This window comes from Pseudomonas sp. F(2018), from assembly GCF_005508865.1.
GTDB lineage: Bacteria > Pseudomonadota > Gammaproteobacteria > Pseudomonadales > Pseudomonadaceae > Aquipseudomonas.
Window position 1 is genome coordinate 360,356 of record NZ_SCOM01000004.1, and the last position, 24,253, is coordinate 384,608.

At 64.8% G+C, this 24,253-nt stretch carries 20 protein-coding genes, 1 pseudogene and 1 riboswitch; of the genes and pseudogenes, 12 read left to right on the forward strand and 9 right to left on the reverse strand.

The features are described from left to right. Window positions 1-3: 3 nt before the first annotated feature. The 4 genes from kdsA to ispD are packed head-to-tail and all read left to right on the forward strand — an operon-like array spanning window position 4 to window position 3,230. Window positions 4-849, forward strand: a complete 846-nt coding sequence (gene kdsA / locus FFS62_RS18645) for a 3-deoxy-8-phosphooctulonate synthase (RefSeq protein ID WP_137974341.1) — start codon at window positions 4-6, stop codon at window positions 847-849. A gap of 42 nt (window positions 850-891) precedes the next feature. Further along, a complete protein-coding gene (gene eno / locus FFS62_RS18650; protein WP_137974342.1) occupies window positions 892-2,181 on the forward strand; it encodes a phosphopyruvate hydratase in 1,290 nt (429 codons plus the stop codon). A 60-nt stretch (window positions 2,182-2,241) separates the two neighbouring features. Continuing rightward, complete coding sequence (ftsB, locus tag FFS62_RS18655) at window positions 2,242-2,523, forward strand: cell division protein FtsB (protein WP_137974343.1); 282 nt, start codon at window positions 2,242-2,244, stop codon at window positions 2,521-2,523. Continuing rightward, complete coding sequence (ispD, locus tag FFS62_RS18660) at window positions 2,520-3,230, forward strand: 2-C-methyl-D-erythritol 4-phosphate cytidylyltransferase (RefSeq protein WP_137974344.1); 711 nt, start codon at window positions 2,520-2,522, stop codon at window positions 3,228-3,230. The genes ftsB and ispD overlap by 4 nt, the downstream gene beginning before the upstream one ends. A 112-nt stretch (window positions 3,231-3,342) precedes the next feature. Here ispD and FFS62_RS23730 read toward each other — a convergent pair whose 3' ends face one another. Together FFS62_RS23730 and FFS62_RS23735 are read right to left on the reverse strand one after the other, a co-directional pair. Then, entirely contained in the window at window positions 3,343-4,185 is an 843-nt protein-coding gene (locus FFS62_RS23730) for a methyl-accepting chemotaxis protein (protein WP_371920161.1), read from the reverse strand. Window positions 4,186-4,200: 15 nt separating this feature from the next. After that, window positions 4,201-5,481, reverse strand: a pseudogene (locus FFS62_RS23735) (HAMP domain-containing protein); the annotation flags it as partial. A 176-nt stretch (window positions 5,482-5,657) separates the two neighbouring features. Here FFS62_RS23735 and FFS62_RS18670 point away from each other — a divergent pair. Then, a complete protein-coding gene (locus tag FFS62_RS18670; RefSeq protein WP_137974346.1) occupies window positions 5,658-6,473 on the forward strand; it encodes a M48 family metallopeptidase in 816 nt (271 codons plus the stop codon). 32 nt (window positions 6,474-6,505) lie between these two features. On the opposite strand, the gene FFS62_RS18675 is transcribed toward FFS62_RS18670, so the two are convergent. The 5 genes from FFS62_RS18675 to FFS62_RS18695 form a co-directional block, all read right to left on the reverse strand. Continuing rightward, window positions 6,506-6,949: an ester cyclase gene (locus FFS62_RS18675; RefSeq protein WP_137974347.1), complete on the reverse strand. Its 444-nt coding sequence runs from the start codon at window positions 6,947-6,949 to the stop codon at window positions 6,506-6,508. A gap of 103 nt (window positions 6,950-7,052) precedes the next feature. After that, entirely contained in the window at window positions 7,053-7,634 is a 582-nt protein-coding gene (locus FFS62_RS18680) for a TMEM165/GDT1 family protein (RefSeq protein WP_137974493.1), read from the reverse strand. Window positions 7,635-7,726: 92 nt separating this feature from the next. Continuing rightward, window positions 7,727-7,841, reverse strand: a riboswitch (yybP-ykoY riboswitch). Between the two features lie 32 nt (window positions 7,842-7,873). Then, the gene (locus FFS62_RS18685; RefSeq protein WP_137974348.1) at window positions 7,874-9,334 is read right to left on the reverse strand and encodes an amino acid permease; all 1,461 of its coding nucleotides are present in this window, start codon (window positions 9,332-9,334) and stop codon (window positions 7,874-7,876) included. Window positions 9,335-9,392: 58 nt separating this feature from the next. Further along, window positions 9,393-10,391, reverse strand: a complete 999-nt coding sequence (locus FFS62_RS18690) for a class I SAM-dependent methyltransferase (protein WP_137974349.1) — start codon at window positions 10,389-10,391, stop codon at window positions 9,393-9,395. Window positions 10,392-10,422: 31 nt separating this feature from the next. Further along, on the reverse strand, window positions 10,423-11,391 hold the full coding sequence (locus FFS62_RS18695) for a 2-hydroxyacid dehydrogenase (protein WP_137974350.1): 969 nt from the start codon (window positions 11,389-11,391) through the stop codon (window positions 10,423-10,425). Window positions 11,392-11,471: 80 nt separating this feature from the next. On the opposite strand from FFS62_RS18695, the gene FFS62_RS18700 reads away from it, so the two are divergent. Next, complete coding sequence (locus FFS62_RS18700) at window positions 11,472-12,101, forward strand: LysE family transporter (RefSeq protein ID WP_137974351.1); 630 nt, start codon at window positions 11,472-11,474, stop codon at window positions 12,099-12,101. Window positions 12,102-12,155: 54 nt separating this feature from the next. Here the strand turns inward: FFS62_RS18700 and FFS62_RS18705 are convergent, their stop codons facing one another. Beyond that, on the reverse strand, window positions 12,156-13,331 hold the full coding sequence (locus FFS62_RS18705) for an acetyl-CoA C-acyltransferase (protein WP_137974352.1): 1,176 nt from the start codon (window positions 13,329-13,331) through the stop codon (window positions 12,156-12,158). Window positions 13,332-13,504: 173 nt separating this feature from the next. On the opposite strand from FFS62_RS18705, the gene FFS62_RS18710 reads away from it, so the two are divergent. From FFS62_RS18710 to FFS62_RS18725, 4 genes are all read left to right on the forward strand, one after another. Then, a complete protein-coding gene (locus FFS62_RS18710) occupies window positions 13,505-15,187 on the forward strand; it encodes a fatty acid--CoA ligase (protein WP_137974353.1) in 1,683 nt (560 codons plus the stop codon). Between the two features lie 218 nt (window positions 15,188-15,405). After that, complete coding sequence (locus tag FFS62_RS18715; RefSeq protein ID WP_137974354.1) at window positions 15,406-17,349, forward strand: DUF1302 domain-containing protein; 1,944 nt, start codon at window positions 15,406-15,408, stop codon at window positions 17,347-17,349. Between the two features lie 32 nt (window positions 17,350-17,381). Beyond that, complete coding sequence (locus FFS62_RS18720) at window positions 17,382-18,749, forward strand: DUF1329 domain-containing protein (RefSeq protein ID WP_137974355.1); 1,368 nt, start codon at window positions 17,382-17,384, stop codon at window positions 18,747-18,749. A gap of 129 nt (window positions 18,750-18,878) precedes the next feature. Then, on the forward strand, window positions 18,879-21,596 hold the full coding sequence (locus FFS62_RS18725; protein WP_137974356.1) for a LuxR C-terminal-related transcriptional regulator: 2,718 nt from the start codon (window positions 18,879-18,881) through the stop codon (window positions 21,594-21,596). Here the strand turns inward: FFS62_RS18725 and FFS62_RS18730 are convergent. After that, a complete protein-coding gene (locus tag FFS62_RS18730; RefSeq protein ID WP_137974357.1) occupies window positions 21,589-22,422 on the reverse strand; it encodes a metal-dependent hydrolase in 834 nt (277 codons plus the stop codon). The two genes, FFS62_RS18725 and FFS62_RS18730, sit on opposite strands and share 8 nt — an antisense overlap. Before the next feature lie 123 nt (window positions 22,423-22,545). On the opposite strand from FFS62_RS18730, the gene FFS62_RS18735 reads away from it, so the two are divergent. Together FFS62_RS18735 and FFS62_RS18740 are read left to right on the forward strand one after the other, a co-directional pair. Then, window positions 22,546-23,589: an AraC family transcriptional regulator gene (locus FFS62_RS18735; RefSeq protein WP_137974358.1), complete on the forward strand. Its 1,044-nt coding sequence runs from the start codon at window positions 22,546-22,548 to the stop codon at window positions 23,587-23,589. Further along, complete coding sequence (locus FFS62_RS18740) at window positions 23,586-24,230, forward strand: MBL fold metallo-hydrolase (RefSeq protein WP_137974359.1); 645 nt, start codon at window positions 23,586-23,588, stop codon at window positions 24,228-24,230. Before FFS62_RS18735 ends, FFS62_RS18740 begins: the two co-directional genes overlap by 4 nt. The last annotated feature ends 23 nt before the right edge of the window (window positions 24,231-24,253 follow it).

The following is a 24,253-nucleotide window of genomic DNA, read 5'->3' on the forward strand; positions in this document are numbered from 1 at the left end:
GACATGACCCAGAAGATCATCAAGGTCGGCGATATCGAGATCGCCAACGACAAGCCGTTCGTGCTGTTCGGCGGCATCAACGTCCTCGAGTCGCGCGACCTGGCCATGCAGGCCTGCGAAGAATACGTGCGCGTCACCGAGAAGCTCGGCATCCCCTACGTGTTCAAGGCCAGCTTCGACAAGGCCAACCGCTCCTCCGTCACCTCCTTCCGCGGCCCGGGCCTGGAAAAGGGCATGAAGATCTTCGAGGAAGTGAAGAAGACCTTCGGCGTGCCGGTGATCACCGACGTGCACGAGCCCTACCAGGCTGCCCCGGTGGCCGAGGTGTGCGACATCATCCAGCTGCCGGCTTTCCTCTCGCGGCAGACCGACCTGGTGGTGGCCATGGCCAAGACCAACGCCGTGATCAACATCAAAAAGGCCCAGTTCCTCGCGCCCCAGGAGATGAAGCACATCCTGACCAAGTGCGAAGAGGCCGGTAACGACCGACTGATCCTCTGCGAGCGCGGTTCCTCCTTCGGTTACAACAACCTGGTGGTGGACATGCTCGGCTTCGGCATCATGAAGCAGTTCAACTACCCGGTGTTCTTCGACGTCACCCATGCCCTGCAGATGCCGGGCGGCCGCGCCGATTCGGCCGGTGGTCGTCGCGCCCAGGTCACCGACCTGGCCAAGGCCGGCATGAGCCAGGGCCTGGCCGGCCTGTTCCTCGAGGCCCACCCGGACCCGAACAACGCCAAGTGCGATGGTCCTTGCGCCCTGCGTCTGGACAAGCTGGAACCCTTCCTCACCCAGCTCAAGCAGCTGGATGATCTGGTCAAAAGTTTTGCCCCGATCGAGACGGCATAAGCCTCTCGTTCACGCATCTTTCAACTGTTGGAGCTAGCAAGAATGGCAAAGATCGTCGACATCAAGGGCCGTGAGGTTCTCGACTCCCGTGGCAACCCCACCGTAGAAGCCGATGTGATCCTCGAAGGCGGCATCATCGGCAGCGCCTGCGCGCCGTCCGGTGCCTCCACCGGTTCCCGTGAAGCGCTGGAACTGCGCGATGGCGACAAGAGCCGTTACCTGGGCAAGGGCGTGCTGAAGGCCGTGGCCAACATCAACGGCCCGATCCGCGACCTGCTGCTGGGCAAAGACGCCCGTGAGCAGAAGACCCTCGACCTGGCCATGATCGAACTGGACGGTACCGAGAACAAAGGCAAGCTGGGTGCCAACGCCATCCTCGCCGTGTCCCTGGCTGCCGCCAAGGCCGCCGCTCAGGCCAAGGGCGTGCCGCTGTATGCGCACATCGCCGACCTCAACGGCACCCCGGGCGTCTACTCCATGCCGGTACCGATGATGAACATCATCAACGGCGGCGAGCACGCCGATAACAACGTCGACATCCAGGAGTTCATGGTTCAGCCGGTTGGCGCCAAGAACTTCGCCGACGCCCTGCGCATGGGTGCCGAGATCTTCCATCACCTCAAAGCCGTGCTGAAGGCCCGTGGCCTGAACACCGCCGTGGGTGACGAGGGCGGCTTCGCGCCGAACCTGGCCTCCAACGAAGACGCCCTGGCCGCCATTGCCGAGGCCGTGGCCAATGCCGGCTATAAGCTGGGCGAGGACATCACCCTGGCCCTGGACTGCGCGTCGTCCGAGTTCTTCAAGGACGGCCAGTACGACCTCGAAGGCGAAGGCAAGGTATTCAGCGCCGAAGGCTTCGCCGACTACCTGGCCGGCCTGACCCAGCGCTACCCGATCATCTCCATCGAAGACGGCATGGACGAGTCCGACTGGGCTGGCTGGAAAGTCCTGACCGACAAGATCGGCGACAAGGTGCAGCTGGTTGGTGACGATCTATTCGTGACCAACACCAAGATCCTCAAGCGCGGCATCGACGAGAAGATCGGCAACTCGATCCTGATCAAGTTCAACCAGATCGGCTCGCTGACCGAGACCCTGGAAGCCATCCAGATGGCCAAGGCCGCCGGCTTCACCGCCGTGATCTCGCACCGCTCCGGTGAGACCGAGGACAGCACCATCGCCGACCTGGCCGTGGGCACCGCCGCCGGCCAGATCAAGACCGGCTCCCTGTGCCGTTCGGATCGCGTCTCCAAGTACAACCAGCTGCTGCGTATCGAAGAGCAGCTCGGCGGGAAAGCGCCTTATAAAGGCCGCGCCGAGTTCCGCGGCTAAGCCGGGAATGGTAAAAGGGGCAGCGCAAGCTGCCCTTTTCATATGGATATTTCTGTACCGATGTCGAAAGCTCCCTACTGGCTGTTCGTCGCCCTCGTGCTGGTGCTGGCCGGTCTGCAGTATCGCCTGTGGGTGGGTGAGGGCAGCCTGGCTCAGGTCACTGAGCTCAAGCGCCAGATCGCCGATCAGCAGGGCGAGAACGAGCGCTTGCTCGAGCGCAACCGCATCCTCGAGGCCGAAGTGCTGGAGCTGAAGAAAGGCACCGAGACCGTGGAAGAGCGCGCCCGCCATGAGCTGGGCATGGTCAAAGAGGGTGAGACCCTCTACCAGCTGGCCGAATGAACAACCCCGAACTTCCCGCTTTCTGGGTGGTGATTCCCGCCGCCGGCATCGGCTCGCGCATGCGTGCCGACCGCCCCAAGCAGTATCTGCAGCTGGCCGGGCGGACCATCCTCGAGCACAGCCTCAATTGTTTCCTCGATCATCCGCGGCTCAAGGGTCTGGTGCTCAGCCTGGCGGCGGACGATCCCTTCTGGCCGACCCTGGCCTGTGCCAATGATCCGCGCATCTGTCGCGCTGCAGGCGGCACCGAGCGCGCCGACTCGGTGCTGGCCGGCCTGCTGCAGCTGCTGGAACTGGGCGCCGAAGCCGATGATTGGGTGCTGGTGCACGACGCCGCGCGGCCCAATTTGGCGCGCAGCGACCTCGACGGTCTGCTGGGCGAGCTGGCGAACGATCCGGTCGGCGGCCTGCTGGCCGTGCCGGCCCGCGACACGCTCAAGCGCGCGGGTGCCGATGGCCGGGTGGCCGAGACGGTGGACCGCAGCCTGATCTGGCAAGCCTATACGCCGCAGATGTTCCGCTTTGCCGCCCTGCATCGGGCCCTGGCCGATGCGCTGGTGGCCGGCGTGGCCATCACCGACGAGGCCTCGGCCCTGGAGTGGGCCGGGCAGGCGCCGAAGCTGGTGGAGGGACGGGCGGACAATCTGAAGATCACCCGACCGGAAGACTTGGAGTGGCTGCGCCAGCGCTGGGCGCACAAGGTCTGACAGCGGTGTAGCCCGGACTTCAGTCCGGGGTCTGTCGCCAGTCCCGGACTGAAGTCCGGGCTACCGTCTGATGCAATGGAAGGCGGGGTTAATAATCCCGCCATTTCCCGTCTTACACCCGGAACTGATTGATCAACCGCCGCTGCTGCTCGGCCAGCTTGGTCAGCTCGGCACTGGCACCGCTGGCCTCGTCGGCGCCGCCCGCCACTTCGGCGGCCACCTGGCCGATGTTGGTGACGTTGCGGTTGATGTCCTCGGCCACTGCGCTCTGTTCCTCGGCGGCGCTGGCGATCTGGGTGTTCATGTCGTTGATCACCGATACCGCCTGGGTGATGTTCTCCAGCGCCGAGGCGGCGATCTGCGCCTGCTGCACGCTGTCGTCGGTGCGCGCCTGGCTCTGCTCCATCACGGTCACCACCTCGCGGGTGCCGTGCTGCAGCTGCTGGATCATGCTCTGGATCTCTTCGGTGGCCTGCTGGGTCTTCTGCGCCAGGTTGCGCACCTCGTCGGCCACCACGGCGAAGCCGCGGCCCTGCTCGCCGGCCCGAGCCGCCTCGATGGCGGCGTTGAGCGCCAGCAGGTTGGTCTGCTCGGCGATGCCGCGAATCGCCACCAGGATGGCGTTGATGTTCTCGCTGTCCTTGGCCAGGGTCTGCACCACGCCCACGGCGCGGCCGATCTCGCCGGCCAGGGCGGAAATCGCCTTGGCGGTGCCCTCGACGATGCGCTTGCCGTCGTTGGCCGAGCGGTCGGCGTGGCTGGCAGCTTCCGCCGCCTGGGTGGCGTTGCGCGCCACGTCCTGGGCGGTGGCGGTCATCTCGTGCACGGCGGTGGCGACCTGGTCGATCTCGGCCATCTGCCGCTGCACGCCCTGGTTGGTGCGGATGGCGATGTCGGCGGTGTGCTCTGAGGAGTCGCTGACCTTCTGCACCGAGGTGACCACGTCGCGGATCATGTTCTGCAGCTTGTTGAGGAAGGTGTTGAAGCCGCTGGCGATCTGCCCCAGCTCGTCGGCGCGGTCCACCTGTAGGCGCACGGTGAGGTCGCCGTCGCCCTTGGCGATATCGTCGAGCATGGCCGCCATGTCCTTCAGCGGACGGGCGATGCCGTAGCCGACGAACCAGATCACCAGCAGACCCAGGGCGGCGATCAGCAGGCCGACCAGGGCCATGCCGAAGGTGTCCTCGTTGGCCTGTTCGGCCAGGCCGGCCTGCAGCTGCTGCAGATCGGCGAACACCGCCGAGGTCGGCAGGGTGATGGCCAGGGTCCAGCGGGTGGAAGTGCCGGCCACCTGGAACGGCAGCAGCAGCTGGAACAGCTGTTGCTCCTCGTCCAGCTTGAGAATCGGCTCGGTACCGCTGCTCTGCTTGAGGCGCTCCAGCAGCTCCGCGTCGAGGGCCTTGGCAGCGGGCTGGCCGACCAGCGAGGCGTCCTTGGTGGCGGCAATGAGGGTGCCGTTGGCGGCAATCAGCGCCAGCTCGCCGGCGCCTTCGTAGAGTTCGCCGTTGGCGCTGGTGAGCAGTCCCTGGATGAAGTCCAGGGCCAGGTCGTTGCCAACCACGCCCTTGAACTGGCCGTCGACCAGAATCGGCGCGTTGAACGAGGAGACCAGCACCTGCTTGCCGCCGAAGTCATATGAGGCCGGGTCGACCACGCAGGGCTGCTTGCTGGCCTTGGGGCACAGGTAGTACTCGCCCTCGCGCACGCCGGTGGGCAGCAGCTTCTCGCTCTCCATCTGCACGGCGGTCAGCGGGGCGACCTTGAATTGTCCGCCATCGCGGTACCACCAGGGCATGAAGCGCCCGGTGGCGTCGTAGCCGGCGGCTTCCTGGCCGGCGTAGAGGTCATCGTCCTGATCGAAGGCGTTGGGCTCCCAGCCGATGTACAGGTCGATCAGCTCCGGATTCTTTTTCAGGTAGACGCCTACCAGCGTCGACAGCTCGTCGCGGCTCAGGCTGACCTTGGCGGCACCGTCCGCGCCTGGCGCCATCTGGCTGTTCAGCGTGGCGAGCGACTTCGAGAGGGTCATGGGCGCTTCGAACTGGCGCTGCAGCTTGCCCACCTGGGCTTCGGCCAGGGCGACCAGGCGTTGATCGATGACCTGCTCCAGCAGCCCCTGGGTGCGTTCATGCACCAGGGTCTGGGTGCGTGAGCTGGCGAACAGGGCGTACAGCACCAGTGCCACGACAACGGCCAGTACGCTGGCGCCCGCCAGGACGACCACGGAAAACTGGATGGACTTGAAGCGCATAGGGACTCCACATCATCGGGTTGTGCCTGTCCCTGGCTTATCGGCCGCGCCGCACAAAAGCATTAGCCGCCTCTGCAACTAGCAAAGATCGCCAGCGGTCAGAGTGCAAGCGGGAGCATTGTCCCACTGCGTCTGGCGGCCTAGCATACGGCGCCTGTATTACCCGGAGATTCGATATGCACAGCCTGTTTCGCCTGACTGCCCTGGCCAGCCTTTCCCTGCTGGCGTCCTGCCAGGCCGTGAATACCACCAGCGGCGGCGCCGTGGGCGTGGAGCGCAAGCAGTACATGTTCAGCATGTTGTCCGCCCAGGAGGTGGACAGCATGTATTCCCAGGCCTACCAGCAGACCCTCAGCGAGGCCTCCAGCCAGGGCGCGCTGGACAAGAGCAGCAGGAATGCGCAGCGGGTCCAGAGCATCGCCCGCCGCCTGATCGCCCAGGCCCCGGTATTCCGCGCCGATGCCGCGCAGTGGGACTGGCAGGTCAACCTGATCGACAGTGAGGAGCTCAATGCCAACTGCGGCCCGGGCGGCAAGATCATCGTCTACAGCGGCCTGATCGAGCAGCTGCAGTTGACCGATGCCGAGCTGGCGGCGGTGATGGGCCACGAGATCGCCCACGCCCTGCGCGAGCACAGCCGTGAGGCCATGTCCAAGGCCTATGGCACGCAGATGGCGACCCAGGTCGGGGCGGCTCTGCTGGGCCTGGGCGAGGCCGGCAAGCAGGTGGCCGATACCGGCGTGGAATACCTGATGACCCTGCCCAACAGCCGCTCCAACGAGAACGAGGCGGACATCATCGGTCTGGAGCTGTCGGCGCGCGCCGGCTACGACCCGAACGCGGCGATCAGCCTGTGGCAGAAGATGAGCAAGGCCGGCGGCGGGGCGCCGCCGGAGTTCATGAGCACCCACCCGTCGTCGGGCAGCCGCATCGCCGCGCTGCAGGCGGCGATTCCCAAGGTGATGCCGCTCTACGAGCAGGCCAGGAAGTAACGAAAACGGCGCCCGAGGGCGCCGTTTTCCTATCAGGGCAGGGCCTTCTCGGCGAAGGACCGGGTTTCCAGGCCGAGCTGGGCGCGGAAGCTCTCCATGTCGAACATGGTGCAGATCTCGCGGATATCGCCGTTCGGCGCCAGGGTCCAGAAGGCCATGGCCGAGATGCTCAGCACCTTGTCGCTGGGCGGGTAGCCCAGGGCCGGCTTCTCGATGGTGCCGATCAGCGTGCTCCAGGTCACCACCTTGTTGCCTTCGGCGATGCAGTCCTCGATCACCACTTCCATGTCCGGCATGGCGCTACGGATGTCCTGCACCATCTGGGCGAAGGCGGCGCTGCTCAGCGGGCGGCCGATGAACGAGCTTTTGTAGAGGAAGTCCGGGCTGTGCATCTGCTCGGCAAGTGCCATGCGCCCGCGGTTCCAGGTCAGATCGATGTGCTGGCGCACGCGTTTCTTCATTTCATCCAGGGACATGTACTGCTCCTTCAGCACCGGACTGCGCAATTCGTTGCTCAGATTACCCAGTACTGCGACGCCATACACGCCCCGTTTGTGTGCCAGTTCTCGTGACCGGTGATCACAGACCGCCGACGAACCCTAGTGCCTGACAGGCTGCATAGATGGCCAGGGCGGCGAAGGCGAGTGCCGCCAGGCGACGAATGAGCGCCAGCGGCAGACGATCGGCGGCGAAGTTGCCCATAAGCACTACCGGCACGTTGGCGATCAGCATGCCCAGGGTGGTGCCGATCACCACCATGAGGAAGTCCGGGTACTGCGCCGCCAGCATCACGGTGGCGATCTGGGTCTTGTCGCCCATCTCGGCGAGGAAGAAGGCGATCAGCGTGGTGAGGAAGGGGCCGTAGCGCTTGAGGTGGGACTCCTCGTCATCGTCCAGCTTGTCCGGAATCAGCGTCCACAGGGCCACGGCGGCGAAGCAGGCGGCGAGTACCCAGCTCAGGGCGGTCGGCGAGAAGAAACCGGCGACCCAGTTGCCCACGGCACCTGCGGCGAAGTGGTTGGCCAGGGTGGCGAGGACGATGCCCCAGATGATCGGCCAGGGGCGACGGAAGCGGCAGGCCAGCAACAGGGCGAGCAGCTGCGTCTTGTCGCCGATTTCGGCGAGGGCAACGATTCCGGTGGGGACGAGCAGTGATTCCAACATCAGGCATTCCTAAGGGGCGGGTTCGACTGTTCTATGACACGTACTACCTCCCCGCCCCGGGTGAGGTGTGCGTGTCATAGGTCTTGTCAAACCCAGGCCTGTACAGGCCGCGGGTCGCATGCGCCATGCTCTGTGGAGCAAGTATGTTGACGCATGCCGGGTGAGCAGGGCGCTCACGGGAGACTACTCCCCTAGGACGGCGCGCATTGTGCCCAAGCCGCCCGCGCGGGGCAAGCTCAGTCGTCGTCGCCGCGTACATTCATCTCGCTGTAGCGCACCAGCCGGCTGCCGTGTTTCAGGCGGTAGCCGAACCAGATGGCGAGGAACAGCGGCAGGCTGATGTAGGTGGCGACCAGGCCGGCCCAGTCGATCTCATGGGCGATGAAGGCCTGGTAGTTCTGCCCCAGGGTGATGACCAGGCACAGGGCGAAGGCGAATAGCGGGCCGAAGGGGAACAGCTTGGCCCGGTAGGGCAGGTCTTCCAGGCGCCCGCCCTGGGCCAGGTAGCCCTTGCGGAAGCGGTAGTGCGATACGGCGATGCCCAGCCAGGCGATAAAGCCGCACATCCCGGAGGTATTCAGCAGCCAGGTGTACAGGGTGCTGTCGCCGACGATGGAGGTGAAGAAGCACAGCGCGCCGACCAGGGTGGTGGCGTACAGCGCGTTGCGCGGCACGCCGCTGCTGGACAGGCGGGCGAACAGGCGCGGCGCCTTGCCCTGCCTGGCCAGGTTGTAGAGCATGCGGGTCGAGGCGTACATGCCGGAGTTACCGGCCGAGAGAATGGCGGTGAGGATCACCGCGTTCATCACGCTGGCCGCGGCGGCGAAGCCGGCACGCTCGAACAGCAGGGTGAAGGGCGACACGCTGATGTCGCTGGCATCGTTCTGCAGCAGGCTGGGGTCGGTGTAGGGAATCAGCATGCCGATCACGAAGATCGCCAGGATGTAGAACATCAAGATGCGCCAGAACACCTGGCGGATGGCGATGGGGATGTTCTTGCGCGGGTTCTCCGACTCGCCGGCGGCGATGCCGATCAGCTCGGTGCCCTGGAACGAGAAGCCAGCGATCATCGCCACCCCGACCATGGCCTGCAGGCCGCCGACGAAGGGCGCGTCGCCGCTGGTGAAGTTGCTGAAGCCGGGGGATTCGATGCCGGCCATGATGCCGAGGATGCTGGCCAGACCGATGCCGATGAACACCACGACGGCCACCACTTTGATCAGGGCGAACCAGAACTCGCTCTCGCCGAAGCCCTTCACCGAGACGACGTTGAGCAGGAACATCAGGCCGAGGAACAGGCCGCTCCAGTAGATGCCCGGCACCTCCGGCAGCCAGAAGCTCATGATCAGCTGCGCCGCGACCAGCTCCGCGGCGATAGTCACCGCCCAGTTGTACCAGTAGTTCCAGCCCTGGGCGAAACCGAAGCCTTCGTCGACGAAGCGGCCGCCATAGGTGCTGAACGAGCCGGATACCGGCATGTGCGCGGCCATCTCGCCGAGGCTGGTCATCAGGAAGTACACCATCACCCCGATCAGCGCATAGGCCAGCAGCGCGCCGCCCGGGCCGGCGCTGGCCACCGTGGCGCCGGAGGCGACGAACAGGCCGGTGCCGATGGAGCCGCCGATGGCGATCATGTTCAGGTGGCGGGGTTTGAGCACGCGCTGCAGGTGCGGTTGCTGGGTACTGCTGTCGGTCACGAAAAATAGCTCCGGAGCGTCGGCCAGGGGCGGACGCTCGAGTGAGGGAGAAAAGGTGTCAGTGGCGGCGGGCGCTGTAGATGCGGAAGCCGTCGGCCTCGCTCAGCGTCTTGCAGAGGCCCAGGTGCTGTTCGATCAGTGGCGGGTATTTGAGAAAGCTGTTGGCCACCAGGCGCAGCTCGCCACCCTTGTCCAGGTGCCGAGCAGCCTGGCGCAGCAGGTGCTCGCTGGCCTGGTAGTCGGTGTGCACACCGGTGTGGAAGGGCGGGTTGCTGACGATGGCCGCAAGGCCGGCGGGCGCCGCGTCGATGCCGTCACCGGCGATCACCTCGGCCTCCAGGCCGTTGGCGGCCAGGGTCAGGCGGCTGCTTTCGATGGCGAAGGCATCCACGTCGAGCATGCTCACTTGGCTCTGCGGGTAGCGGCGCTTGAGCGTGGCTCCGAGCACGCCGGCGCCGCAGCCGAAGTCGAGCAGATGGCCGCTGGGCAGGTCGTCTAACTGCTCCAGCAGCAGCGCGCTGCCGCGATCCAGGCGACCATGGCTGAACACGCCAGGCAGGCTCAGCACCTGCAGCGGGCCGTCCGCCAGGGGCAGCTCGAAGCGCTGGGCCAGGGCCTGCAGATCGGGCGCGGCCGGGGCGTTGTCCACCGTCACCTGCCACAGCTGGCAGTGGCGCGCGCTGTCCAGCTTGCGCGGCTTGCCATACGCGGCCAATTGCTTGGCGGCGCGCTCGATGCCGCCGCGCTTCTCACCGACCAGATACAGCTCGCAGCCGGCCAGGCGCGCGGCCAGGGCCTGCAGCAGGTAGTCGGCAAGCTCTCGGGACTTCGGCAGGAACAGCACGGCGCCCTCGAAGGAGCGCTCGGGCACGCCGGTGTCGAACTGGCTGCGCCCGGCGAAGCGTGCGTTGAGGATGTTTTGCTCGCCGGCATGCCAGCTCCAGCCATGGGCGTGCGGCAGCTGGCCGAGCAGGTCGTCGGCCGGCAGGCCGGCCAGCAGCAGATCGCCCTGGAACAGTTCCGCCTGGCGCAACAGCACCTCGCTTCGTGGGTCCATGGCGATCTCCGGGTAGAAAAGGGCGCGTAGTTTACCCGCTGACCACCTGCTTGGGCGTACCGGCGAAGAAGGCGCTGGCGTTCTCCGACAGCTGACCGACGATGCGCTGGCGCGCCTCACGGCTGCCCCAGGCATTGTGCGGGGTGAGGATCAGGCGCGGGATGTCCGCCGCCAGCAGCGGGTTGCCGGTACGTGGCGGCTCCTCGCTGAGCACATCGAACGCAGCGCCACCCAGGTGGCCGGCGCGCAGGGCGTCGGCCAGGGCCTGCTCGTCGACCAGGCCGCCGCGGGCGGTATTGAGCAGCAGTGCCTGTGGCTTCATCAGCGCCAGCTCGGCGGCACCGATCAGGTGGCGGGTCTGCTCGGTCAGCGGGCAATGCAGGCTCAGGGCATCGACCTGTGGCAGCAACTCATCGAGCGGCAGGCGGTCGGCGCGGGCCGGCCGGCCGGGCAGGGCGCCGTACAGCACGTGCATGCCCAGGGCCTCGGCCAGACGGGCGAAGGCACCGCCCAGCTCGCCGTGGCCGAGGATGCCGAGGGTCTTGCCCTCCAGCTCGATGATCGGGAAGTCGAGCAGGCAGAACTGGCTGGCGAGCTGCCAGGCGCCGTCACGGATCGCGGCCTGGTAATCCGGCAGGCGGGTGGCCAGGGCGAGCAGCAGCATCAGGGTGTGCTGCGCCACCGAGGCGGTGCCGTAGCCCTGGCAGTTGGCGACCGTGATGCCACGGGCGCGGGCGGCGCCAAGGTCGACGTTGTTGGTGCCGGTGGCGGAAACCAGGATCAGCCTGAGTTCGGGGCAGGCGGCCAGGGTATTGGCATCCAGGCGCACCTTGTTGCTGATCGCGACCTGGGCGCCCTGCAGTCGTTCGGCGGCCTGTTCGCCGGTGGAGGCGTCGTGCAGGACCAGCTCGCCGAATACCTGGCGCAGCGGCGCCAGGTCGAGATCGCCGAGATCGAGGGAGGCATGGTCGAGAAAGACCGCGCGAGGGCTGTTGGTCATCGGCTGTACCTGTTGCTAATACGAAGGACTGGCGTAAGGTTGCCAGCCCGTTGTCCTGATTCCCACTATTCGGAGGTCGCATGTACTGGGCGGAGTTTTTGACCGTGGCGCTGATCCACCTGCTGGCCGTGGCCAGCCCGGGGCCGGATTTCGCCATCGTCGTGCGCGAGAGCGTGGCCCACGGCCGTCGCGCCGGCACCTGGACGGCCCTGGGCGTGGGCACCGGCATCTTCGTGCATGTGGCCTATTCGCTGCTGGGCATCGGCCTAATCGTGTCGCAGTCCATCGTTCTGTTCAACGCGCTGAAGTGGCTGGCGGCGGCCTATCTGTTCTACATCGGTATCAAGGCCCTGCGCGCCAAGCCGGCTGCGCCGGGTAGCCTGGAAGTGGCTGCGGAGGATGTCGAGCGTTCGCCGCGCGGCGCCTTCATGACCGGCTTCGTCACCAATGGCCTGAACCCCAAGGCCACGCTGTTCTTCCTCTCGCTGTTCACCGTGGTGATCAACCCGCACACGCCGCTGGCGGTGCAGGCCGGTTACGGCGTGTACCTGGCGTTCGCCACGGCGATCTGGTTCTGCCTGGTGGCCTTGTTGTTCAGCCAGCGCCGGGTGCGCGCCGGTTTCGCCCGCATGGGCCACTGGTTCGACCGGCTGATGGGCGCGGTGCTGGTGGGGTTGGGGATCAAGCTGGCCTTTACCGAACTGCGTTAATTAGCCGCCCATAAAAAAGCCCCGCCTAGGCGGGGCTTTTTCGTTGCGGAGCGCTTACAGCAGCTCGATGGCCACGGCAGTGGCTTCGCCGCCGCCGATGCACAGCGAGGCCACGCCGCGCTTGCCGCCTTTGTTGCGCAGGGCGTTGATCAGGGTAACGATCAGGCGCGAGCCGGTGGAGCCGACCGGGTGGCCCTGGGCGCAGGCGCCGCCGTAGACGTTGACCTTGGCGTGGTCCAGGCCGTGCTCACGCATGGCCAGCATGGTGACCATGGCGAAGGCTTCGTTGATCTCGTACAGGTCGACGCTGTCCTTGCTCCAGCCGGTCTTCTTGAACAGGTTGCTCATGGCGCCGATCGGCGCGATGGTGAACTCGCTCGGGTCCTGGCTCTGGGTGGCGTGGGCGACGATCCTGGCCAGCGGCTTGAGGCCGCGCTTGGCCGCTTCCTCGGCGGTCATGAGCACCAGGGCGCTGGCGCCGTCGGAGATCGAGCTGGCGTTGGCGGCGGTGATGGTGCCGTCCTTGCGGAACGCCGGCTTGAGGCCGGGGATCTTGTCCAGGTTGGCGGTCAGCGGCTGCTCGTCGTCCTTCACCACCACCTCGCCCTTGCGGCTGGTGACGGTGAACGGGACGATCTCGTTGGCCAGCTCGCCGCTCTGGATGGCGGCCTGGGCGCGTTTCAGCGACTCGATGGCGTAGGCGTCCATCTCCTCGCGGGTGATGCCGTATTTGTCGGCGGTCTCCTGGGCGAAGGAGCCCATCAGGCGGCCGGTGCGGGCGTCCTCCAGGCCGTCGAAGAACATGTGGTCCTTGATCTCGCCATGGCCCATGCGCAGGCCGCTGCGGGCCTTCTCGATGATGTAGGGGGCGTTGGACATGCTCTCCATGCCGCCGGCGACCATCACTTGGTTGCTGCCGGCCTTGAGCGCGTCGAAGGCCTGCATCACGGCCTTCATGCCGGAGCCGCACAGCTTGTTGATGGTGGTGCAGCCGGTGGCGGACGGCAGGCCGGCGTTCAGCGAGGCCTGGCGGGCCGGGCCCTGCTTGAGGCCGGCGGGCAGTACGCAGCCCATGATCACTTCCTGCACATCGGCGGGCTGGATACCGGCACGGGCCACGGCCTCGCGAATGGCGGCGGCCCCCAGATCCACGGCGGGGATGCTGGACAGGCTGCCCTGGAAGCCACCCATGGGGGTGCGGGCGCCGCTGACGATGACGATATCGGACATCGGTATTACCTCTGAAGAGTGAAGCCGGAACGGCAGGTACGAGCCAATTCTACTGGGTGACCAAAGATGGCCAAAGAGTCACCGGCAAAATCATCCTTTGGGTGGATTAAGCCAGTGGCAGAGCGGTTCTAGATTGTCGACCAACAAAAAACGCAGAACGACAGGTTACCGCCATGCTGCAGACCCGTGTCATCCCCCCGACAGAAAACGCCAACCTGGCCCCGCTGCTGATCAAGCGCCTGCTGCTGTCCGGCAGCCGCTACGAGAAGACCCGCGAGATCGTCTACCGCGACCAGCTGCGCTACAGCTACGCCACCTTCAACGAGCGCGTGGCGCGCCTGGCCAATGTGCTGAGCGATGCCGGGGTGAAAGCCGGTGATACCGTGGCGGTGATGGACTGGGACAGCCACCGTTACCTGGAGTGCATGTTCGCCATCCCGATGATCGGAGCGGTGCTGCACACCATCAACATTCGCCTGTCGGCGGATCAGATCCTCTACACCATGAACCACGCCGAGGATAAGTTCGTGCTGGTCAACAGCGAGTTCGTGCCGCTGTACAAGGGCATCGAGAACCAGCTGACCACGGTGGAGAAGACCATTCTGCTCACCGATGGCGCCGAGAAGACCGCCGAGCTGCCCAACCTGGTGGGCGAGTACGAGAATCTGCTGGCTGCTGCCAGTCCGAAGTACGACTTCCAGGACTTCGACGAGAACTCGGTGGCTACCACCTTCTACACCACCGGCACCACCGGTAACCCCAAGGGCGTGTACTTCACCCATCGCCAGCTGGTGCTGCACACCCTGGCCGAGGCCAGCGTGCTAGGCAGCGTGGATAGCGTGCGCCTGCTGGGTACCAATGACGTGTACATGCCGATCACGCCGATGTTCCATGTGCACGCCTGGGGCATTCCCTACGCGGCCACCATGCTTGGCATCAAGCAGGTCTATCCGGGGCGCTACGATCCCGAGCTGCTGGTGCAGCTGTGGCGGAAGGAGAAGGTCACCTTCTCCCACTGCGTGCCGACCATCCTGCAGATGGTGCTCAACGCCAAGGCGGGGCAGGGCCAGGACTTTGGCGGCTGGAAGATCATCATCGGCGGCAGCGCACTCAACCGCGCCCTGTACGAGGCGGCCAAGGCGCGTGGCATCCAGCTCACCGCGGCTTATGGCATGTCCGAGACCTGCCCGCTGATCTCCTGCGCCCACATCAACGAAGAGCTCAAGGCCGGCAGCGAGAGCGAGCAGATCACCTACCGCATCAAGGCCGGCGTGCCGGTGCCGCTGGTGGAGACCGCGCTGATGGGGCCCGACGGCCAGCTGCTTCCGGCGGACGGCGAGACTCAGGGCGAGCTGGTGCTACGCGCTCCCTGGCTGACCATGGGCTACTTCAACGAGCCGCAGAAGAGCGCAGAGCTGTGGGAGCACGGCTGGCTGCACACCGGTGACGTCGCCACCTTGGATGATCTCGGTTACATCGATATCCGCGACCGTATCAAGGACGTGATCAAGACCGGCGGCGAGTGGCTGTCGTCCCTGGAGCTGGAGGATCTGATCAGCCGTCATCCGGCTGTGCGCGAAGTCGCGGTGGTCGGCGTTCCCGATCCGCAGTGGGGCGAGCGCCCCTTCGCCCTACTGGTGCTGCGCGAGGGCCAGAGCCTGGATGCCAAGGGCCTCAAGGAACACCTTAAACCGTTCGTGGAACAGGGCTGCATCAATAAGTGGGCGATACCCAGTCAGATCGCACTTGTTACCGATATTCCCAAAACCAGTGTGGGTAAGCTGGATAAGAAGCGAATTCGTCTTGATATCGCTCAGTGGCAAGCAGCAGGAAGTGCCTTTTTATCCACGCTATGAGGCGTTTTGAGTGAGATGTCGGCAAAAAGGGCTGACTTAAAACGAGCGTTTGGCTTGTAAATTGCTGTTGCAGGGCGATGCCGGCGTGGTGGGGAGTTTGTGACCCGCCGGTCTAGAGGGGTTGGGGGCTGGAAATCACACTTTAGGGGGATCAAGCCTAGGGGGGTGGTAGCTATAGTCCGCGGCATCCATAACAAAAAACACATGGAGTAGCGTCGATGACAATCAATAAACCTTTCTGGCGTATGGCCAAGCTGCCTCTGGCAGTGAGCCTCGCTTCCACCCTCGCCGCCCCAGCATTCGGCGTCACGTTCAATATCGGTGAGATCGAAGGTCAGCTCGACTCTTCTCTGTCTGTCGGTGCTAGCTGGTCGGTTGAGGGCGCAGACCCAGACCTGATCGGTTTTAACAACGGTGGTGATGGACTTTCCCAGACCTCCGATGACAGTCATATGAATTTCAAGAAAGGTGAAACTTTCTCGAAGATCTTCAAGGGCATCCACGATCTCGAATTGAAGTACGGCGATACCGGCGTATTTGTCCGCGGCAAGTACTGGTATGACTTCGAGCTGAAGGACGAGAGCCGCCTGTTCAAGGATATCGATGACTCGAACCGCAAGCAGGGCGCTCAGGCTTCCGGCGCCGAGATCCTCGATGCCTTTGTTTATCACAACTATGCGATTGCCGATCAGCCGGGCTCGGTACGCTTAGGTAAACAAGTGGTGAGCTGGGGTGAAAGCACCTTCATTCAGAACAGCATCAACTCGATCAACCCCGTGGATGTCTCTGCGTTCCGTCGTCCGGGCGCCGAGGTTAAAGAAGGCCTGATTCCGGTCAACATGTTCTATGTCTCGCAGAGCTTGACCGACAATCTCTCTGCTGAAGCCTTCTATCAGCTGGAATGGGATCAGACCGTAGCTGACAATTGTGGCACTTTCTTTGCGCAACCCGACATCGTTGCCGATGGTTGCGACGACAACTTGCGTGTGCTTCGTCAACGTTCGAGTTTTACTGCTGGTCAGTTAGCGTTGCTGCAAGGGCTCGGAGTTGATGTAAACCAAGAGGGCGTATTAGTCCCGCGTGGTGGGGATCGAGATGCACGTGACGGCGGCCAGTGGGGCGCCAACCTGCGCTATTTCTTCGAGCCGCTGGATACTGAATTCGGTGCGTATTTCATTAACTATCACAGCCGCACGCCGAATTTTAGTGCCACCGGTGCAGCGCCTGCCTTCTATAACGCCGCTACTATTCCTGGTTTCCCGGCTAGTGCTGCTTTTGCGCCGCTGCGTGTGGCTGGCAATTCGCAATATTTCATGGAATATCCGGAAGATATCCGTCTTTACGGTCTGAGTTTCTCCACTACTCTGCCCACTGGCACTGCTTGGGCTGGGGAGCTGAGCTACCGTCCTAACGCACCTGTACAGCTCAATACAACTGATGTGCTGTATGCAGGCCTGAAGCCACTTGGTAATGCTGCTTACAACCCACTTGCTGCACCTATTTTTGCAGCGCAAGGTATCGGTAATATTTCGGTTCTTAATGGTACTCCCGGCCAAGATCTTCATGGCTACCGTCGTAAAGAGATAACGCAGTTCCAGACCACGCTTACCCACTTCTTCGATCAGGTGATGGGGGCCAGCCGCCTAACATTAGTAGGCGAAGTTGGTGTCGTGCATGTAGGTGGTTTGGAAAGTACAAGCGAGGCTCGCTATGGACGTGATCCCATCTACGGACCGGGGCCGCTGCCTGGCACCTACGACTCAAATGGAGCTGCTCCAGGAGGTGTACTCGCCGCGTGTACCGGTTTGAACGTCTCCACTCTGGGTGGTAACCCGAATGCAGAAAATGCCAGCAAGTATTGCGAAGACGATGGTTTTGTAACTACTACCGCCTGGGGCTATCGCGCTCGTGCTATCTGGGATTACCCGGATGTGTTTGCTGGCGTGAACCTGCGCCCGAGTGTTGCGTGGTCGCATGATGTGAACGGTTATGGTCCGAATGGCTTGTTCACCGAAGGTGCTAAGGCTGTGAGCTTGGGCCTCGAAGCCGAGTACCAGAACACCTACACGGCCAACCTGTCCTACACCGATTTCTTCGGTGGCGAGTACAACACCTTGATTGACCGCGACTTCGTAGCCTTTAGCGTCGGCGCCAGCTTCTAAGCGACCAGGATCCTTTGAGGAAACACATGCAAATGAAAACAACAAAGTACATGCTGCAATCCGGTGTCCTGGCTCTTTCCATGCTGGCCACCAGCGTAATGGCTGCTGTTTCTGCCGATGAAGCTGCCAAGCTCGGCACCACCCTGACTCCGCTGGGCGCCGAGAAGGCCGGTAATGCCGATGGTTCCATTCCCGAGTGGACCGGTGGTCTGCCGCAGAACGCCGGCAGTGCCGATGGTCGCGGCTTCCTGTCCGATCCCTTCGCCAGTGAACAGCCGCTGTTCACCATCACTGCGCAGAATGTCGATCAGTACAAGGACAAGCTGACCCCCGGTCAGCAGGCCATGTTCAAGCGCTACCCGGACAGCTTCAAGATCCCGGTGTACCCGACCCATCGTTCCGCAACTGCACCGCAGAGCGTGCTGGACGACGTGAAGGCCAACGCCACCACCACCAAGCTGGTCGAGGGCGGTAACGGTCTGGAAGGCTTCAAGACCGCTTATCCCTTCCCGATCCCGCAGAACGGCCTGGAAGCGATCTGGAACCAGATCACCCGCTATCGCGGTGGCAGCGTGCGTCGTCTGGTGACCCAGGCTACTCCGCAGGCCAACGGTTCCTACAGCCTGGTTTACTTCCAGGATGAGTTCACCTTCCCGACCAGCCTGACCGACTACGATCCGAGCAAGCCGAGCAACATCCTGTTCTACTTCAAGCAGCGCGTAACCGCTCCGGCTCGTCTGGCCGGTAACGTTCTGCTGGTCCACGAGACCCTGAACCAGGTGAAGGAGCCGCGTCTGGCCTGGCTGTACAATGCCGGTCAGCGCCGCGTGCGCCGCGCTCCGCAGGTGTCCTATGACGGTCCAGGTACCGCCGCCGACGGTCTGCGTACTTCCGACAACTTCGACATGTACAACGGTGCTCCTGACCGTTACGACTGGAAGCTGAACGGCAAGAAGGAGATCTACATTCCGTACAACTCCTACAAGCTGGACTCGCCGAAGCTGAAGTACGCCGACATCATCAAGGCCGGCCACCTGAACCCGGAGCACACTCGCTACGAGCTGCACCGCGTCTGGCACGTGACCGGTACCCTGAAGGCCGGCGAGCGTCACATCTACGCCAAGCGTGATGTGTTCATCGACGAGGACAGCTGGCAGGCCGCGGTCATCGACCATTACGACGGTCGTGGCGCCCTGTGGCGTGTCGCCGAGGCTCATTCCCAGTACTACTACGACAAGCAAGTGCCGTGGTACACCGTGGAAACCCTGCACGACATCATCTCCGGTCGCTACCTGGCCCTGGGCATGAAGAACGAGGAGAAACAGTCCTACGACTTCAACTACAAGGCCGCTACCACCGATTACACCCCGGCAGCTCTGCGTCAGGCCGGCGTGCGTTAATCCTCGCTCCACCCCTGAAAAAGCCGGCCTTGCGCCGGCTTTTTCTTTTCTGACGGACCGGCTGGGCTTCAAATGCACGGCGCAAGGGGATAGGCTGCGGGCATTTCACGTCCAGCCCAGACCGCCCTTGTGACCGATCTTTCCAGCTCGCCCGGCCTCGTCAGCGTTCCGGTTTCCACCGGCGAGCCGCGCTTCTTCAGACCTCCGCTACCTGCCGGCCATGTACGTCGGCCGCGCCTGTGCGAGCGTCTGGAACAAGGCATGGACGGGCGCCTGCTGCTGGTTTGCGCACCGGCCGGATTCGGCAAGAGTTCATTGGCCGTGGAGTTCTGCGAGCGTCTGCCTGCCCAGTGGCACAGCCTGTGGCTGAGCCTGAATCGTCGCGACAGCGATCCCGGGCGCTTCCTCGAACGTCTGCTGGAAGGGCTGCGCCAGCATTTTCCGCGGATCGGTGACGAGGCCCTGGGCATGCTGAAGATGCGCCAGCGCCATCAACCCTTCGCCTTCGAGGAATGGCTCGACGGCCTGCTCGACGAACTGGGCGAGCACCTCGATCCGCATAACCCCTTGCTGCTGGTGCTGGATGACTATCACCTGGCTCAGGGCGCGGTGCTGGATCGCTGCCTGCAGTTCTTCCTCAACCACCTGCCGGCCGGCATGCTGGTGCTGGTCACCAGCCGCCAGCGCCCGGACTGGCATCTGGCGCGTCTGCGCCTGTCGCGGCAACTGCTGGAGCTGCAGGAACAGGACCTGCGCCTGACCCTGGACGAGACCCGCGAGCTGTTCTGCGCCCAGGGCGCCGAATTGCCCGGTGAGGCGCTGGACAGTCTTCTGCAGCGCAGCGAGGGCTGGGTTGCTGGCCTGCGCCTGTGGCTGCTGGCCGCCAGCGAGGGCGAGCGCGATCTGCATGGCGCCCAGGGCATGATTCGCGACTATCTGCTGGAGGAAGTCATCGAGCGTCAGCCTCCGGAGCTGCAGGCCTTTCTCTATGACACCGCCTGCCTCGAGCGCTTCTGCGCGGAGCTGTGCGATGCGGTGCGCGACAGTCACGACAGCACCGCCATCCTCCAGCACCTGCAGGCCCACCAGGTGTTCCTGGTGCCGCTGGACGATCAGGGGCGCTGGTTCCGCTATCACCATCTATTCTCCGACCTGCTGCGCGCCAATCCGGCCAGCCAGCTGTCGCAACCGCCGGCGCGCCTGCACTTGCGTGCCTGCCGTTGGTTCAGCAGTCAGGGCCAGCTGGACGAGGCGGTCGAGCAGGCGTTGCGCGCCGGGCAGCCGGATGTGGCGGCCAGCCTGGTGCAGAACTTCTCCGAAGAACACCTGCTCGCCGAGCAGAACGTGGCCATGCTGCTGCGCTGGAAGATGGACCTGCCGGACAGCCTGCTGACCAGCACGCCGCGCCTGATCCTGCTGTACAGCTGGGCCCTGGCATTGGCCTGCCAGCTGGATGCGGCGGAGGATCTGGCCAATCACCTGGTGCGCTTCCTGCCCGCGCCCACCGCGGCCGAGCAGCAGTCGCTGCTGGCCCAGTGGCTGGCCGTCAGCGGAGTGATCGCCCGTGGTCGTGGCGACAGCCAGAATGCCGAACTCTATTGCGCCGAGGCCCTGGCCGGCATGCCGGCGCAACACTACGGCTCGCGCCTGCTGTGCCTCTCCACCCTGGCCAACCTGGCGGTGGTGCGTGGCGATCTGTGGCGTGCGCGTGGGCTCAACCGCGAGGCTCTGGAGCTGGCGCAACGGCAGGACAACCCGTTGTTCGAGGCCTTCTGTCATTACGATCGTGGCCGGGTCCTGCTGGCCCGCGGCGAGATACTGCGGGCGCTGGAAGAGGTGCGTGCGGGGCTGGAACGCCTGCGTGGTCTGTCGCTGCAGCGGGTCTACGCGGTGCGCGCGCGTCTGACTCTCTATGAAGGTTTCCTGCTCGCCCTGCGTCTGCAGCCGGAGGAGGCCAGCCGCCGCCTGCAGGCCGGCATCGCCGAGGCGCGCAGCTGCCGCGACATCAGCCTGCTGATCGGCTACTGCATCCTGGCCAGCCAGGAGGGCAGGGCGGGGCGCTTCAACGAAGCCTTCGCCCAGCTGGCCGAGGCAGAGCGCCTGATGCACATCTGGGACGTGCCGCCGGTGTATTACCTGGCGATGATCACCGTGACCAAGTGCGAGCTTTGGCTCAGCCAGGGGCAGGTCGACCTGGCCAACGCCTGGCTGCTGCGCCTGGCCGAGACCTATGGCGGCGAGCAGGCGGCCGCCGCGCCGGAGTTCCATCCACAGTTGCCGCTGCATATCGAGCTGCAGCGCGCGGCCCTGGAGCGCCGCCAGGGCCAGCCCGAGGCCGCCGAGCGGCGTCTGCGTGCACTGGTGCTGCGAGCCCAGGCCCAGGGCGGACAGTTGCTGGGTGTATTCGCCCAGGTGCAGTTGAGTCTGCTGCTGTTTGCCGGTGGCCGCGAGCGCGATGCCCAGCAGCAGTTGCTGACCAGTTTCGAGACGGCTCGGGGTGGTACGCTACTGCCGTTCTATGAGCTGCTCGCGCACCAGCCGACCTGGCTGCGGGCACAGTTGCAGACAGCGCCAGCGAGCCCGCTGAGCGAGGCCCTGCGCCAGCGCCTGCCTGCGGAGGTCGAGGTCGAGCCGTTGCCCAGCGGCGCGACCGAAGCGCTCAGCACTCGCGAGTTGGCGGTGCTGCGCCTGATCGCCCTGGGTTGCTCCAACCAGGAGATCAGCGAGCGCCTGTTCATCTCCCTGCACACGGTCAAGACCCACGCCCGCCACATCAACAGCAAGCTCGGCGTCGAGCGGCGTACCCAGGCGGTAGCCAGGGCCAAGGGCCTGGGCCTGCTCAGCTGACTTCGGCCACCGCGTCGAATTCGCGGCGTTTCTCCAAGATCAGCTGCAGATTGTCGTGCTGCCAGGGATGGAAGTCGGCCCGGTAGAAGTCAAAGTAGGCCCGTACCAGCGGGCGCAGGATGCCGCGGCTACCCCACAGCCAGACCAGGCCGTCGCGCCAGATTCGCCAGCTCGCCAGCAGGCCGTCGCGGCGCAGCATGTGCACTAGCCCCTTGATTGTGTCCAGGGTGAAGAAGAAGGTGCTCTGCAGCATGGCGCGGCGACGCATCCACAGCTGGCCGCAGACCTGCTGGTAGAGGTCGAAGGCCACCGCCTTGTGCTCGCTCTCCTCCAGCGCGTGCCAGCGCCACAGGCGGGCCATGTCCGGGTCGGCGCCGTCCAGCCAGTCGGGGTTCTGCAGGATGGCGTCGGCCATGATCGCGGTCAGGTGTTCCACTGCCGTGGTGGCTGCCAGGTGTACCTTGGGCGGCAGGTGCTTGCGCACGAAGCCCAGGCGTCGTTTCAGGCGCCGTTCCAGGTAGTCGAGGTCATAGCCGGTTGCGCGCAGGGCGTCGCTGTAGTGCTGGTGTTCGCGACTGTGATGCGCCTCCTGCCCGATGAAGCCGCGGATCTGCGCCAGCTGCTGCGGATCGGTCACCTGGTCGCGATAGGCGCGCACCGAGTCGATGAAGAAGCGCTCGCCCTCGGGGAACAGCAGCGACATGGCATCGAAGAAATGGCTCTTGAACGCGTCGCCGCCGTGCCAGTGGCGAGCCCAGGGCATAGGGAAGTTGAACTCGGGCTGACGCGGCGTGATCTGCAGGTCGTGCGGGGTGGGGCTATGCATGCGGCCTCCCATCTTGTTGTTATGACGTGGTCGGACTATGGGCTTGCCGGCTTTTCGCGGACAAGGTTATCTTCAGCCAATATTCAGGTCATATCCGGCCACTGGCGAATACGGCGAACGCTGATGAGCAGACCCCTGAACCTGCATTCCGAACTGGTGCCGATCACCTATGTCGAGGCCCTGCTGCAGCTGGCCGGAGAGTTCGGTGTCGCGCGGGAGCGCCTGCTCGGCGCCGCCGGTTTGCGTGCGGAGCTGCTGCTCAACCCCACGGGCCGGCTGTCCCTGTCCGACTTCCACCAGCTGGCCGGCGCCGCCTTGCTGTTGTGCGATGAGCCGGCCTTGGGCCTGCTGCTGGGCCTGCGCCTGAGCGCCTCGGCCCACGGCATTCTCGGCTACGCCCTGCTGTCCAGCGCCAACCTCGGGCGCGCCGTGCAGTTCGCGCTCAGGTACTACCGGGTGCTGGGCCTGACCTTCGAGCTGGAGCTGGTGGACAACCCGGACTCGCTGGAGCTGCGTGCCAGCGAATCGATTCCCCTGGGCGTGCTCGGTCGCTTCGCCGCCGAGGGCCTGTTCGGCAGCCTGTACGGCATCGCCCAGTTCCTCCTCGGCGAGCGCCCGCAGGGAGTGGAGGTCGGCTTCGCCTATCCCGCGCCCGAGCATGCCGCGCGCTACGACGAGGCCTTCGGCGTGCCGGCCCAGTTCGATCAGCCCTGGCACTGGTTCCGCCTGCCGCGCCACTACCTGGATCGCCCCATGGCCCTGGCTAACCCGGCCACCATGCAGATGTGCGAGCAGCAGTGCGAAGCCCTGCTGGCCACCCTGGACGTGCAGGAGGGGCTGCTCAGTCGCCTGCGCCGTCTGCTGCTGGCCCGTCCCGGCGACTTTCCCAATCTCGACAGCGCCGCCAGTGCCCTGCACACCAGCGGGCGCAGCCTGCGCCGGCACTTGTCAGCCGCCGGCACCAGCTACCAGCAGGTGCTCGACGAGGTGCGCAAGCGCCTGGCCCTGCAGTACCTGGAGACCACCCACCTGCCGCTGTTCGAGATCGCCCTGCTGCTGGGCTTCAACGATCCGTCCAACTTCCGCCGGGCCTTCCGCAAATGGACGGGGAGGGCGCCGAAGGATTATCGTGCGCGGCCCGTGCCAGCCGAGGAGAGCTCCAGATGACCGCCGCCCCGCCACCCAGCCTGATCCGCGAGACCTTTCCGGTCGGCCCGCTGCAGTGCAACTGCACCATCATCGGCGACCCGGTGAGCAAAAAGGCCATCGTGGTCGACCCGGGCGGCAACCCGGACCTGATCATGGCGCGTCTGGAGGCCCATGGCCTCAAGGTGGTCAGCATCATCCACACCCATGCGCATCTAGATCACTTCCTCGCCTCCGGGCAGATGAAGGAGAAGACCGGCGCCAGCCTGCACCTGCACAAGGAAGACCAGTTCCTCTGGGACAACCTGGAGATGCAGTGCCAGATGTTCGGCGTGCCCTATACCCCGGTGCCGGCGCCGGACCAGTGGCTGGCCGACGACGAGGAGCTGGCCTGCGGCTGCGGCGTGGCCCTGCACACGCCGGGACACACACCGGGCTCCACCAGCTTCTGGTTCCCCGAAGCCAAGCTGCTGATCGCCGGCGATACCCTGTTCCGCCGTGGCATCGGCCGCACCGATCTGTGGGGCGGCGACTACGCCACCATCGAGCGTTCGATCAAGCGCCTCTACACTCTGGATGAGGACGCCACCGTGGTCACCGGCCATGGTCCGGATACCCGCCTGGGTGACGAGATGCGCGAGAATCCGTTCATTCGCGCCTGACCGGGAATCTTTGTCTGCCGCTT